This window comes from Aurantibacter sp. (genome assembly GCF_039941195.1).
Taxonomy (GTDB): domain Bacteria; phylum Bacteroidota; class Bacteroidia; order Flavobacteriales; family Flavobacteriaceae; genus Aurantibacter_A.
This window is the reverse complement of the sequence record NZ_JBDVFA010000102.1, coordinates 12,386-25,476: the sequence shown is the minus strand read 5'-3', so window position 1 is coordinate 25,476 and position 13,091 is coordinate 12,386. Positions and strand designations below refer to the sequence as shown.

Sequence of the window (13,091 nt, the reverse complement as noted above, 5' to 3'; positions counted from 1 at the left end):
CACCCAAAACTGAATAATGATGAAAAAAATAGTACTTGTATTATTTGTAGGCCTAATGGGATTAACCCTTACAGCACAAGAGGCTAAGGCCAAAATAGATTTTAAAACCGAAACGGTAGATTACGGTGAAATTGCAAAAGGAGCAGATGGTGTTCGAGTTTTTGAATTTACAAACACTGGTAATGCACCACTAATTATAAGCAAAGTAAGCTCTAGTTGTGGTTGTACAATACCAAAAAAGCCTGAAGATCCAATTTTACCAGGTAAAACAGGTGAGATTCAAGTAAAATATGACACCAATAGAGTTGGACCTATCCGAAAAGCTATCACAGTTATTTCGAATGCAGATACGCCAACTAAAGTATTGAAAATTAAAGGAGAAATTAAAGCTCCAGCAGGAAAATAATATTTACATCCTATTTATAAAAAAGCCTCGACAAAAGTCGGGGCTTTTTACATTTTAGTCTAATCTGCTTTAAGGCATTGGTTGAAACAATTTTTTAAGTGTAAAAGAAAATTGCAAGTCGTTATTAGAACGTTGAATCATTATACGTACTTTTTTTCCTTCTTGCTTATCGAGCATGTACATAACGTCTTGGAGTTTATAGTGATGTATTTTTTTTCCATCTACAGCCAAAACAACATCACCTTCCCGAAGGCCTGCATCGTGTGCCGGACTTCCTGCTCTTATACCAGACACTACAATTTCAGGCACCAAGCTTACTTTTGTTCTATTTTCTAGCACAATCTCAACATTTCCAAATTCCCGCTCATCAATTTTCACCACTCCTTTTGAATCTGCTATACTCTCAGCCACATAGCGCAAGCCATTGTGTTGCAAGGTAATTCCACTTAAATTATAGTGAAATGGCATTTTAAAGAACTTATTTTTCTTCAAGGATATTTTCTGATTTGGAAAATCAAAAATGATATTAAATCGTTTTAACATCTCGCCACCTAGACTCCCATTTCTATTACCAAGGTTACTTATAGCATTATAAGATTGTTTATCTGGAAAAGCCGTTTTAGCATCATTTAAAACGTATGAACCCAGATTAATTCTATTCAATTTTGTTCGTTTGCCAAAAATACTACCGTTTAAACCTTCTCCTAAAAAATCATCATAGTGCTTTTCTGGAATGCCAATTTCATCATCTTCAAAAAGCCATACTGCATCACTACTTCCCGTATCTATTAACAATCGAACAGGCAAATCACTTTCATCATTTAAAGATATCTGCCCTTCCACATATGCCTTACTATTTCTAATTAACAATGGCAAAACTTCAGTTTTTCTACGCTTCTTATACGAATATAACTCAGGTGAATGAAATTTAATAGTTTTAGAAAAATAGTTAATATCAACTATAAAATCTCTAAATAAATCGTACCCAATAATACCATGAACGGGAATGCCCAAGTTTGGAGAAAAATTCAAATCACTATCAAGAATTATAAATAACTGTTGCTCGTTATTTTCAATAGTATTTAATTTAAAGGTATTACCTTTTGAGCTCAGCGCTTTTATGGGCTCACCTTCACCTAAACCACGTATAGTAATTTCGGACACGTTATTTAAGTGCACTGGATCATGATCATCTAAATTAAATAAAATTGGTTTTCTTACTCCTGTATCCAAGATAAAAGAAAGTTGTGCTCCGTTTACCTCTATAGGTAGAACAATTAGATTATTTATTAACTGAAATTTTATCTTCTGATACTTTTGTCCATGAGGTAGCGTAAAAGTTTGTGCAATACTCAATAACGGCACGCAAAGCACAAAAATTAGAATATATTTCGTTAAATGTTTCATTATCAACACACTTACCCTCTTAAAGATAGTAAATTATTAAATAAGTAGTATAATAATTAACACATTCTCATTTTACGAATAACACCGTAGTTTATTGCTTTCCACCATTTGATTTCCCATTTTTGTTGTAAATAATTAGATAATGCCATCAATATCAAAAAAAGGGCTTGCCATGCCTCAATCACCAATTCGAAAATTGGTGCCTTTTGCAGAAGAAGCAAAGAAAAAAGGAATCAACGTTTTACATCTTAATATAGGTCAACCAGACATTAGAACCCCCCAAGTGGCTTTAGATGCGGTAAAAAACAATACAATAGAAGTCTTAGCATATAGTAGAACTGAAGGTTCAGACACTTATAGAACAAAGATTGCGGCCTATTACGCAAAAAATGATATACATGTTGATGCCAATGAAATTATTGTTACTACCGGTGGCTCAGAGGCATTGTCTTTTGCTATTGGCAGTATTGCTGACACTGATGATGAGATAATTATTCCAGAGCCTTTTTACGCGAATTACAATGGTTTTTCAACTGCTTTAGGCGTTAACGTGGTACCCATTACCTCTAATTTAGAAAATAATTTTGCCTTACCACCAATAGAAGAATTTGAGAAACGAATTACTTCAAAAACAAAGGCGATTTTAGTATGTAACCCGGGTAATCCAACAGGATACCTATATACTACAGAAGAAATTAAAAAATTAGCGTTACTAGTTAAAAAATATGATATCTTCCTAATTGCTGATGAAGTATACCGAGAGTTTACTTATGACGGAATTGAGCATTATTCCATATTACAAGAAGAAGGATTGAATAGTAATGCAATCGTTATAGACTCAGTTTCTAAACGATATAGCATGTGTGGAGCTAGGATTGGCTGCCTTGTAACAAGAAATAAAGAAGTAATTAGCACTGCAATAAAATTTGCACAAGCAAGACTATCACCACCAACGTATGCCCAAATTGCATCTGAAGCAGCATTAGAGACACCCCAAAAATATTTTGATGATGTAATTAAGGAATATGTTGTTAGAAGGGATATACTAATAGAAGAACTTGAAAAAATTGAAGGCGTAAAAGTGGCAAGGCCAAAGGGCGCTTTTTACTGCATTGCAGAATTACCAATTACAGATGCAGATGATTTTGCACAATGGTTGTTAGAAGATTTTAGAGTAAATAATGAAACTGTTATGGTAGCCCCTGCAGCTGGTTTTTATGCAACTCCAGGTTTTGGTAAGAATCAGATTAGAATTGCCTATGTACTAGAAAAGGAAAGTCTAAAACGTGCTGTTAATATACTAAAGGAAGCCCTAAAGAGTTATATTAGTTAATGAAGATTCTTCAAGATATATCTCTTAAACAGTACAATACTTTTGGCATTAATTCCAATGCTAAATACTTTGCCGAAATAAACTCTGAAGAAGACCTGAGAAAGGCTCTTAGCCTAGAAGAGTATCCAGATAAATTTATTATTAGCGGAGGAAGCAACATGCTTATTACTGGGCCTTTAGATGCTTTTGTGCTACACATTAATTTAAAAGGGATTTCAATAGTAGCTGAAAATGAAAATAATATCAATTTAAAGGTTTCAGCAGGCGAAAATTGGCACGAATTAGTTTTATGGACTTTAGAACGCAATTTTGGAGGCTTAGAAAACATGTCCTTAATTCCAGGTAATGCCGGTACGGCTCCTATTCAGAATATTGGTGCGTATGGTGTTGAATTGAAGGATAATTTCGTTAGCTGTGAAGCCATGAATATTAGTACCCAAAAAATTGAAACATTCTCAAAGGCTGATTGCAATTTTGGATATCGCGATTCTTTTTTCAAAAATGAGGGAAAAGGCAAGTATGTAATAACGGCAATTACACTTAAACTTACCAAGAAAAACCACCAAATAAACACTTCTTATGGTGCTATTGAGGATGAATTAGGAAGGAATAATATTACAAATCCAACTTTAAAGGATATTTCTAATGCTGTAATTGCGATTCGGCAGCGCAAATTACCAGACCCCAAAGTATTAGGAAATAGTGGCAGTTTTTTTAAAAATCCTGTGATTTCTAAGGATGAATTTGGTATCTTTTCAAAAGCCCATCCTGAAGCACCTTTTTACAAAGTTTCTGATGATTCTTATAAGATACCAGCAGGCTGGTTAATAGAACAATGTGGATATAAAGGAAAGCGATTTGGAGATGCTGGAGTACACAAAAATCAAGCACTAGTATTAGTAAATTACAATAATGCCACGGGTAAAGAAATATTAGATTTAGCTTGCAAAATTATAACTGATGTAAAAAAAAGCTTTGGAATCAGTATCTCTCCAGAGGTTAATATAATAAAATAACCCTCGAACATAAATGTTTAAGGGTTATACCAAACCAAACTAACCAAAAACTAAATGTACAATTACCAGTTGCACATTTATCTAATTAAATTTTTGATAAACGCTACTATAACAATCAATTTTATAATTTAGCGTTTAACTATATACGGACAGAGTTATGGTTTTAGATGCTTGAAAAGCATTTTTTTTAAGCCCCATTTACGATTTATGAGCACACTACTTGAAAAACATATCGTAGAATTACTACAAGACCGGGATGAGAAAGCAATTTCTCTTCTATATGAACATTATGGTGACACCTTGTTTGGGGTGGCCAATAAGGTGGTTCGCAATGAAGAACTAGCTCAAGATGTATTACAGGAAAGTTTTGTGAAAATCTGGAAAAAATCAGACTCTTACGACTCTTCAAAAGCAAAACTTTTTACTTGGTTGTTCAGAATTACAAGGAACACCGCCATTGATAAATTAAGAAGTGTAAACACAAAATCGGATAAAGAAGTCCAAATTGATGTTTCAGACGTATATAATTTAGGCGTAAATAGTATACAGCCCGATTTCATTGACGTTCGAGAGAATTTAGATAAGATTGAAGAAAAGTACCAAATTGTTTTAGAAGCACTTTTTTTTCAAGGCATGACGCAACAAGAAGCTAGTGATGAACTAGATATTCCGTTGGGAACTATAAAATCTAGATTAAAAATTGGATTGAGAGAACTTCGGAAAATTTATGTTACAATACTATTGGTTGCCTTAGTATTAAATTTTAACGAACTGACAAACATAATTTAGCATATTAGTAAGTAAGCAACTTATTATATGGTGAATTTATACCGCTACAAAAGCAGGTATAACTGAACAAACAAAACAAATTTACAGATGAAGGATAAAATTAAAATTTTCTTAGACTCTGATTTACTCGAAAAGTACCTTTTAGGAACTACGAACAATCAAGAAGCAATGCAGGTCGAGCGTTATATCGCTATGTATCCTGAAGTGAGAAAGACTTACGACGAACTTCAAGATAATCTTGAGGCATATGCTAAATTACACGCTATAAAAACTCCAGATGGTTTAAAGGAGAATATTGTGGCTTTGATTAAAGCTGAAAATACTGGAAGAAGAAATTACTTTAGATACGGTATAGCGGCAAGTATTGCAATTTTAATTTTTGCAGGTTCATCGTATTTCTTTTGGGATCAAAACCAGAGTTTACAAGAAGAAAATACGATTGTAAGTAATAAAATTAAAGATTTAGAAGAAAATATGCGCGAGCAATTAGAGGATGTTCGTAATCAGTTTATTGTACTTCAAAATCCACAAACCAAGAAATACAATGTAAAAGGTAATAAGAAAGCAAAGGAGTTAAAAGCAGTTGCTTATATCAACCCTGTTAAAAAGCTTTCATACATTAATGTAAGTAATTTACCAAAATTACCTGAAGATCAATGTTTTCAAATGTGGACAGAAGTTAATGGTAAATTGGTTAACCTTGGAGTAATAAAGCAAGCCACTAGTCAGGAAAAATTATTGGCTATGCCTTATAGTGATCATGCTGTAGGTTATATTACAATAGAACCATTAGGTGGTAATGATACGCCAACTGTTGAAAATATTGTAGCAAATATTGACTACTAATTTTCAGAATACAAAACATTATGTTAAGCCCTGTTATCTTTGATAAACAGGGCTTATTTTTTTATATCTTTGTAGCATGAAATTAATATTATTGACAATAGGCCTTTTGGCTCTTGCTGTTTCGGGAATCGCTATAAAAATATGGTCTAAAAAAGACGGTAAATTCGCAGGCACTTGTGCCAGCCAAAGTCCATTTTTAAATAAAGAAGGTGAAGCTTGTGGTATGTGTGGTAAATTGCCAGATGAACAAGATTGTCAAATGGATACTGTGAATTAACTTATATGGTCAGACTAGCTTCTGATAATTATAAACTTACATTTTAATTTTCCTATTGGATAAAATAAATCTTCAGGAAACCATCAAAAACGCTAAATCTGGCAGTCAGATAGCGTTTAGCAAACTACTACACCATTTTTGGAATGCCGTTTACGGTTTTCAGTTAATTCGTACAGAGAACGAAAACGACGCCGAAGATATCACTGTACAAACTTTCTCCAAAGCTTTTGACAAAATTGCCACCTATAACGATGAATATGAATTTAAGACGTGGTTAATCACTATATCAAAAAATATTCATATCGATTTAATTCGGAAAAGAAAAAGAACAATTCTTCAAACCGCCAGTAGTAACGATGTTATTAAAAAGGTCTTGGATGATGCTCCAACAGTAGAAGACCAGTTAATAATTGAACAAAATTTAGCAACATTACTAGAGCATATTAAAAAACTAAAGCCTCATTATCAAGAAGTTATAAATCTTAGATATTTTAATGAACTTAGTTATGCTGATATCGCAAAGGAGCTCAATGAGCCCATGAATAATGTAAAAGTTAAATTGTTACGTGCTAAAAAATTACTTGCCGAATCTTTAAAAAGCAAATAATTAAAATTTTTATTATTCTCCTTCATTAATAGCGAAATAGGTTATAAAATCATTTCCTTTAAAAACTAGCATTGCAGTTTAAGTACTGCCTATTGAAATCGTATATTTGTTGTTCCAATTAAATGGCGTAAGAAATGAGCACAGATACTGCAGAAAGTATACAACCACCAAAGGGTAAACCGAAATGGCTCCGTGTTAAATTACCAACAGGAAAAAAGTACACTCAACTTCGTGGACTAGTTGAAAAGTATGATTTAAATACCATATGTACTTCTGGTAGTTGTCCGAATATGGGTGAATGTTGGGGAGAGGGAACTGCAACATTTATGATTTTAGGTAACATTTGCACCAGATCTTGTGGTTTTTGTGGAGTACAAACTGGTCGACCTGAGAATGTAGACTGGGCAGAACCTGAAAAAGTTGCGCGCTCAATAAAAATAATGAGCATAAAACATGCTGTAATAACTTCAGTTGACAGAGACGATTTAAAAGATATGGGATCAATTATTTGGTCGGAAACGGTTAAGGCGATAAGAAGAATGAATCCTGAGACAACGCTGGAGACCTTAATTCCAGATTTTCAAGGTATAGAACGACATTTAGACAGAATTATAGATGTAGCTCCTGAAGTAGTCTCGCATAACATGGAAACGGTAAAAAGACTAACTAGAGAAGTTCGAATTCAAGCCAAATATGAGAGAAGTTTAGAAGTATTAAGATATCTACGCGCAAATGGTGCTAATAGAACCAAATCTGGTATTATGTTAGGCTTGGGTGAACAAGAAGATGAAGTTATACAAACTTTGAAGGATTTACGAGAAGCAAATGTAGATGTTGTAACCATCGGGCAATATTTACAACCTTCGAAGAAACACTTACCGGTAAAAGAATTTATTCTTCCCGAGCAATTTAGAAAATATGAAGCAATCGGTTTGGAAATGGGATTTCGACATGTTGAAAGTGGTGCACTAGTAAGATCTTCGTACAAAGCTCATAAACACATCAATTAGGTATTTGAAAATAACAATTAAATAAGCTTTAAGCGAATCCATCCCAAATGAAAGAGATTAAAATTGGTATAAATGGTTTCGGAAGAATTGGCCGCACTCTATTTAGACTTCTACAGAATCACAAAAATTTAAAAGTAGTAGCAATTAATGATTTAGCAGATGCTAGAACATTAGCCCATTTACTTAAGTACGATAGTATTCATGGTGTTTTTGACCATAACATTTCACATAGCAATGGTAATATATTGTTTGAAGAAAGAACTATTGCCCTAAGCAATCACAATAGTCCAGCTACTATAAATTGGGAGGAAAACGATGTTGACATTGTTGTAGAATGTACCGGAAAGTTTAAAACCCGAAATATACTAGCGCAACATCTTAAGAACGGGGCTAAAAAAATAATCTTATCTGTACCACCGACTGAAGACGATATAAAAATGGTGGTATTTGGTATTAATGAAGACATCGTAGACTCGAACGATACTATTGTTTCATGTGCTTCTTGCACTACTAACAATGCAGCGCCTATGATTAAGGTTATAAATGATTTGTGCGAAGTAGAACAAGCGTATATTACAACTATACATTCATATACTTCGGATCAAAGTCTTCACGATCAACCTCATAAAGATTTAAGAAGAGCGCGTGCAGCTGGTCAATCTATAGTTCCAACTACTACAGGAGCGGCAAAAGCATTAACCAAAATTTTTCCAAATTTAGCCGATGCTATTGGAGGTTGCGGCATACGCGTACCTGTGCCTAATGGCTCGTTAACAGATATTACTTTTAATGTAAAACGAGAAACATCTATTGAAGAAATTAATAGAATTTTTAAAAATAAATCGCTTAATGAGCTAAAAAACATACTTTTATATACAGAAGACCCTATAGTATCTATTGATATAAACAATAGTTGTCATTCTTGTACGTTTGATTCTCAGATGACTTCAGTTATCGGAAAAATGGTTAAAATAATCGGCTGGTATGACAATGAAACTGGCTATAGTAGTAGAATAATTGATTTGATTAATATGATGGTCATTAAAAATTACATTTGAAAATCATATCGAAACATATTCGTTTTAGGTTATCGCTTTTAATAGCATGTCTTTTTATGGGACAAATGTTGTTGGCGCAAGACACTGTACCCCTTAAAAACTTAGAAACATATCTTAACGAAGCCCGCATGTATGGGAATCAAGATAAAAATGACTTAGCCATACTTTCACTTCAAAAAGCCGCTAAGGTTGCTGAAAAAAATGAAGATGTTAAGGCCCTTATAGATTGCTATCACCGTTTTGCAATTGTGTATCTGCGCCTAGACAAAGAAGATACCACACTTTTTTATTGGGATCGCGCAAAAGCTTTACTTAAAGACATTGAATACCCATATGGTAACGCTATTCACAAGTACATTGAAGGTGTAATTGAATTTAAAAACGAGAAAAGTTTTCAAGCACGCTACCTTTTAGATGAGGCCAAGCAATTAAATAATGACCGAAATATGTTTAATAATATATTATTGGTCGAAGGCAACATTTTTCTAAATCAAGAAAAGTATGATGATGCCCAAAAGAACTTTAACTCACTTGTTATCAATACCGATATTTATGAAAAAGAGTTCTTAGCCACTAATGCGCATTTAGGTCTTGCCAAAGTATTTATTAAAACCGAAAAATATCCTGAAGCTTCGGAGAATGCTGAAAAAGCATTGAGCATAGCCCAAGCCAATGGATTTTTTAATGAAATTTTCGAAGCCAATCAATTATTGAGTACGACTTATGAGAAACTTGAGGCTTTCGACCAAGCATTAATTAGTAATAAAAACTTATTATTACTTCGAGATTCTGTATATAATCTGGATAAAATCAAAACTGAAATGAAAGTTGCTGATAAAATTCAGTTCGATTTTATGGGCGACCAAATCAAGATACAAGATGATAAAATTGAAGAATTAACAGCTTCTCAAAACCGTTCTGAAATTGCTGCTATTTTAACTACAGCTTTTTTAATGATAATTTCATTGTTGGCTATATCATTATATAGAAATAATCAAATAAAATTAAAAACGAACGACCTTTTACACACTAAAAATAATGAATTACAAGTAGCACGAGATGAAGCTGTACAAGCTATGGAGGCTAAAAGTAATTTTTTATCAACGGTAAGTCATGAACTCCGTACACCTCTTTATGCAGTGACAGGATTAACACATCTACTTTTAGAGGAAAATCCGAATCCAGCGCAAAAAGAACATTTAAAGGCCTTAAAATTTTCAGGAGATTATTTATTGAATTTTATTAATGACATTTTACATATCAATAAAATTGATGCCGATAAATTAGAACCTTTAAATATTGAATTCAATTTAAATAAAGTATTAAAAGAGGTAATAGATTCTTTAAAGCAAAGTGCCAATGAGAATAACACAAAAATTATTCTCGATTACGACAGGCAAATTCCGTCACATTTAATGAGTGACCCTTTAAAGCTATCTCAAATCATCATGAATTTGGTAGGTAACGCACTAAAATTTACTAAAAATGGTGAAGTAAAGGTAATAGCAAAATTACTTAAAAAGGTAGAAGAAGATGTAACCATTTATTTCGAGGTTCGCGATAATGGTATTGGTATTTCTAAAGAAAAACAAGAAAGCATTTTTGAAGGTTTTGAACAAGGTTCTATTCAAATTAATAGAGAGTATGGAGGAACAGGCCTAGGACTAACAATAGTAAAAAGTTTATTAGGGCTATTTAATAGTAAAATAGAGTTGCGTAGTGAACTTAATGTTGGTAGCGCATTTTTCTTTGAATTAGATATTAAGAGCAAGGACAGTATTATTGATGATATAGCCTTTGAAATGACTACCAAAGAGTATGAGTTTGAAGGCTTGCATATTTTAATCGTAGAAGACAACAAAATCAATCAGGTTATTACCAAGAAAATGTTGACCAAAAAGGGCATAACTAGTGATATTGCTAGCAATGGTCATGAGGCCGTTGAGCTTGCAGGAAAAAACCAATACGACGCCATTCTTATGGATATTCATATGCCTGGTATTAGCGGTGATGAAGCCACCATTCAAATTAGAGAATTTGACCCCTCTACGCCTATCATAGCTTTAACGGCAATTTCGCTAGATGATAGTCTCGAAGTTTTCTATGCAGCCGGATGTAATGATGTGGTAACAAAACCTTTTAAACCTGAGATTTTCTATCAAAAAATTGGTGAAAACATTTTTGATCGACAGATTAAAAATTCAGCTTCGTAGCCTTTTTCAATTCAACTATCAATTGTTCTTTACCATCATCCATAAATTGGTGTGCCATTTCAACATAAGCTAATTCCTCAACTTTACCTTGCAAACGAACAAAGTCTTTTTCTGTGGTTAAAACAAAATCCTTAGAATTTAGATTTCGAATTTCATTAGCACTAAAATCGTGATGATCCTTAAAACGTAAATGTTCAAAATTAAGGTCTTTAGACCTCAAATAATCCATTAAAGGTAATGGGTTTGCAATCCCTGTGACCAAAGTTATATTGTGGTTTTTAATCTCGTCTAATGTTGTCTCCTTTGAAAGTCCTTTAATTCTATTATTATAAGCCAAGAATGAAAAGAGCACCTTTTGATTTTCCAATGGCTTAAGCCTCTCTTTAATAGCCATTCTTTTATCCAAACTTAATTCTTGAGGACATTTAGTAACAACAATAACTTGAGCTCGCTTAGCTTGGTTTTTACTATCCCGTAAAGTCCCATATGGCAGAAAATAGTCATCACTATAATAATTATTAAAAGCAGTCAATAATATCGAAAAATCTGGTTTGACTTTTCGATGTTGAAAAGCATCATCCAAAATAATTAAACTCGGACTTACCGTTTTTTCAAGGGTAGTTATACCATTAATTCTATCTGAATCAACCGCCAAGGTTATCTGTTTAAACTTTTTATGAATTTGAAAGGGCTCATCTCCTAAAGTATCAACAGTGCTATTAGCATCGGCAACCACATATCCGCTAGATTTTCTTTTATACCCTCTACTCAATACAGCCACTTTAATATGGTAATGTAGGGCTTCCACTAAAAACTCAACCATAGGTGTTTTACCGGTTCCTCCAAGACTTAAATTACCAACACAAACCGTAGGAGTTTGAAACGATTTCGATTTTAAAATTCCAGCGTCAAATAAATAATTACGCATATGAATAATTAATCCATAGACAAAAGCAACAGGCAATCCAATAATTCGCAACAGTTTCATCAGGACGAAAATATAATATTTAACTTTGGAATGATATTTTTTCGATATGATAGTTAAAGAAGTTACTGATATTTTAGAAGAATTAGCGCCGTTAGGTCAAGCAGAGAGCTTTGACAATGTAGGTCTTTTGGTTGGCAGCAAAACCGCAAAGGTTAATGGCATTCTAGTTACTTTAGACACTTTAGAAAATGTTGTTGAAGAAGCTATAGCCAATAACTGTAATCTTATTGTTAGTTTTCATCCGATAATTTTCAGTGGATTAAAAAAAATTACAGGAGCAACGTATGTTGAGCGTGTGGTTCTTAAGGCTATAAAAAATGATATTGCTATTTATAGTATGCATACTGCTTTAGACAACAGTGAAAAAGGCGTAAATGCTAAAATATGCGAAGTCTTAGAGCTTAAGAATACTAAAATTTTGATTCCCAAAAAAGAAAGCATAAAAAAGCTAACAACTTATGTTCCAAAGAAAGATGCCGAAATGCTCAAAAATGCTTTATTCAAGGTGGGTGCTGGCAGCATTGGCAACTACAGCAATTGTAGTTTTGTTGTTGATGGTGTAGGAAGTTATAAAGGTGAAGAAAATAGTAACCCTGTAAAAGGAGAAAAGGGAAAACTACATCTTGAGGAAGAAACTCAAATTAATATAACATTTGCATCTAGTGTAGAGCAGAAAGTTTTACAAGCACTTTTTCAAAATCATCCATATGAAGAAATTGCTTATGAAGTATATTCATTAGAAAACAAGGACCAAAATACCGGAATGGGTATGATAGGTGAGCTTACTAAACCTATTAATGAGGCTGATTTTCTATTAAGTGTTAAGCAAAAAATGAATGTTTCTGTAATTAAACATTCTAAATTATTAGGTCGTAAGGTTAAGAAAGTAGCAGTATTAGGTGGCAGTGGTGCCTTCGCAATAGCAGCAGCTAGAGCAGGTGGAGCGGACGTTTTCATTACTTCTGACTTAAAATATCACGAATTTTACACAGCAGAAAATGATATAGTTATTGCAGACATCGGACATTATGAAAGTGAGCAGTTTACAAAAAACCTTTTAGTTGACTATCTTACAGAAAAAATTCCTAATTTTGCAATCCGTTTATCGGAGAGTAACACCAATCCTATCAAGTATTTATAA

13 protein-coding genes are annotated in these 13,091 nt (G+C 33.2%); 11 read left to right on the top strand and 2 right to left on the bottom strand.

All coding sequences use genetic code 11. The features are described 5' to 3' along the window. Positions 1 to 19: 19 nt before the first annotated feature. A complete protein-coding gene (locus ABJF52_RS17670; RefSeq protein WP_348153285.1) occupies positions 20 to 406 on the top strand; it encodes a DUF1573 domain-containing protein in 387 nt (128 codons plus the stop codon). 69 nt (positions 407 to 475) lie between these two features. Here ABJF52_RS17670 and ABJF52_RS17665 read toward each other — a convergent pair whose 3' ends face one another. Next, positions 476 to 1,813 carry a PDZ domain-containing protein gene (locus ABJF52_RS17665; RefSeq protein WP_348153283.1) on the bottom strand — a complete coding sequence of 446 codons (1,338 nt, stop codon included), beginning with the start codon at positions 1,811 to 1,813 and terminating at the stop codon, positions 476 to 478. Between the two features lie 142 nt (positions 1,814 to 1,955). Between ABJF52_RS17665 and ABJF52_RS17660 the strand changes: the two genes are divergently transcribed. The 9 genes from ABJF52_RS17660 to ABJF52_RS17620 all read left to right on the top strand — a co-directional run bounded on the left by ABJF52_RS17660 (position 1,956) and on the right by ABJF52_RS17620 (position 10,962). Continuing rightward, positions 1,956 to 3,146, top strand: a complete 1,191-nt coding sequence (locus tag ABJF52_RS17660) for a pyridoxal phosphate-dependent aminotransferase (protein ID WP_348153282.1) — start codon at positions 1,956 to 1,958, stop codon at positions 3,144 to 3,146. Continuing rightward, complete coding sequence (murB, locus tag ABJF52_RS17655; protein WP_348153281.1) at positions 3,146 to 4,162, top strand: UDP-N-acetylmuramate dehydrogenase; 1,017 nt, start codon at positions 3,146 to 3,148, stop codon at positions 4,160 to 4,162. Before ABJF52_RS17660 ends, murB begins: the two co-directional genes overlap by 1 nt. Before the next feature lie 207 nt (positions 4,163 to 4,369). Beyond that, complete coding sequence (locus ABJF52_RS17650) at positions 4,370 to 4,951, top strand: RNA polymerase sigma factor (protein WP_348153280.1); 582 nt, start codon at positions 4,370 to 4,372, stop codon at positions 4,949 to 4,951. A gap of 87 nt (positions 4,952 to 5,038) precedes the next feature. Continuing rightward, positions 5,039 to 5,797, top strand: coding sequence for an anti-sigma factor (locus tag ABJF52_RS17645; protein ID WP_348153279.1), 759 nt, complete (start codon positions 5,039 to 5,041; stop codon positions 5,795 to 5,797). Positions 5,798 to 5,873: 76 nt separating this feature from the next. Beyond that, entirely contained in the window at positions 5,874 to 6,074 is a 201-nt protein-coding gene (locus ABJF52_RS17640; RefSeq protein ID WP_348153278.1) for a membrane or secreted protein, read from the top strand. Between the two features lie 55 nt (positions 6,075 to 6,129). Continuing rightward, positions 6,130 to 6,681, top strand: a complete 552-nt coding sequence (locus ABJF52_RS17635; RefSeq protein ID WP_348153276.1) for a sigma-70 family RNA polymerase sigma factor — start codon at positions 6,130 to 6,132, stop codon at positions 6,679 to 6,681. Between the two features lie 134 nt (positions 6,682 to 6,815). After that, positions 6,816 to 7,691 (top strand): lipoyl synthase, encoded by an 876-nt coding sequence (gene lipA, locus ABJF52_RS17630; RefSeq protein WP_348153274.1) that lies wholly within the window; start codon positions 6,816 to 6,818, stop codon positions 7,689 to 7,691. A gap of 47 nt (positions 7,692 to 7,738) precedes the next feature. Next, complete coding sequence (gap, locus tag ABJF52_RS17625) at positions 7,739 to 8,749, top strand: type I glyceraldehyde-3-phosphate dehydrogenase (RefSeq protein ID WP_348153272.1); 1,011 nt, start codon at positions 7,739 to 7,741, stop codon at positions 8,747 to 8,749. Further along, positions 8,746 to 10,962 carry a response regulator gene (locus tag ABJF52_RS17620; protein ID WP_348153270.1) on the top strand — a complete coding sequence of 739 codons (2,217 nt, stop codon included), beginning with the start codon at positions 8,746 to 8,748 and terminating at the stop codon, positions 10,960 to 10,962. The genes gap and ABJF52_RS17620 overlap by 4 nt, the downstream gene beginning before the upstream one ends. Here ABJF52_RS17620 and lpxK read toward each other — a convergent pair. Further along, complete coding sequence (lpxK, locus tag ABJF52_RS17615; RefSeq protein WP_348153268.1) at positions 10,943 to 11,950, bottom strand: tetraacyldisaccharide 4'-kinase; 1,008 nt, start codon at positions 11,948 to 11,950, stop codon at positions 10,943 to 10,945. The genes ABJF52_RS17620 and lpxK overlap by 20 nt on opposite strands. A gap of 46 nt (positions 11,951 to 11,996) precedes the next feature. On the opposite strand from lpxK, the gene ABJF52_RS17610 reads away from it, so the two are divergent. After that, positions 11,997 to 13,091, top strand: a complete 1,095-nt coding sequence (locus tag ABJF52_RS17610; RefSeq protein WP_348153266.1) for a Nif3-like dinuclear metal center hexameric protein — start codon at positions 11,997 to 11,999, stop codon at positions 13,089 to 13,091.

Excerpts from the sequence above, each read along its gene's own strand:
- ABJF52_RS17670 (WP_348153285.1), top strand. The coding sequence starts at position 20 with ATGAAAAAAATAGTACTTGTATTATTTGTAGGCCTAATGGGATTAACC.
- ABJF52_RS17665 (WP_348153283.1), bottom strand. The coding sequence starts at position 1,813 with ATGAAACATTTAACGAAATATATTCTAATTTTTGTGCTTTGCGTGCCG.
- ABJF52_RS17660 (WP_348153282.1), top strand. The coding sequence starts at position 1,956 with ATGCCATCAATATCAAAAAAAGGGCTTGCCATGCCTCAATCACCAATT.
- murB (WP_348153281.1), top strand. The coding sequence starts at position 3,146 with ATGAAGATTCTTCAAGATATATCTCTTAAACAGTACAATACTTTTGGC.
- ABJF52_RS17650 (WP_348153280.1), top strand. The coding sequence starts at position 4,370 with ATGAGCACACTACTTGAAAAACATATCGTAGAATTACTACAAGACCGG.
- ABJF52_RS17645 (WP_348153279.1), top strand. The coding sequence starts at position 5,039 with ATGAAGGATAAAATTAAAATTTTCTTAGACTCTGATTTACTCGAAAAG.
- ABJF52_RS17640 (WP_348153278.1), top strand. The coding sequence starts at position 5,874 with ATGAAATTAATATTATTGACAATAGGCCTTTTGGCTCTTGCTGTTTCG.
- lipA (WP_348153274.1), top strand. The coding sequence starts at position 6,816 with ATGAGCACAGATACTGCAGAAAGTATACAACCACCAAAGGGTAAACCG.
- gap (WP_348153272.1), top strand. The coding sequence starts at position 7,739 with ATGAAAGAGATTAAAATTGGTATAAATGGTTTCGGAAGAATTGGCCGC.
- lpxK (WP_348153268.1), bottom strand. The coding sequence starts at position 11,950 with ATGAAACTGTTGCGAATTATTGGATTGCCTGTTGCTTTTGTCTATGGA.
- ABJF52_RS17610 (WP_348153266.1), top strand. The coding sequence starts at position 11,997 with ATGATAGTTAAAGAAGTTACTGATATTTTAGAAGAATTAGCGCCGTTA.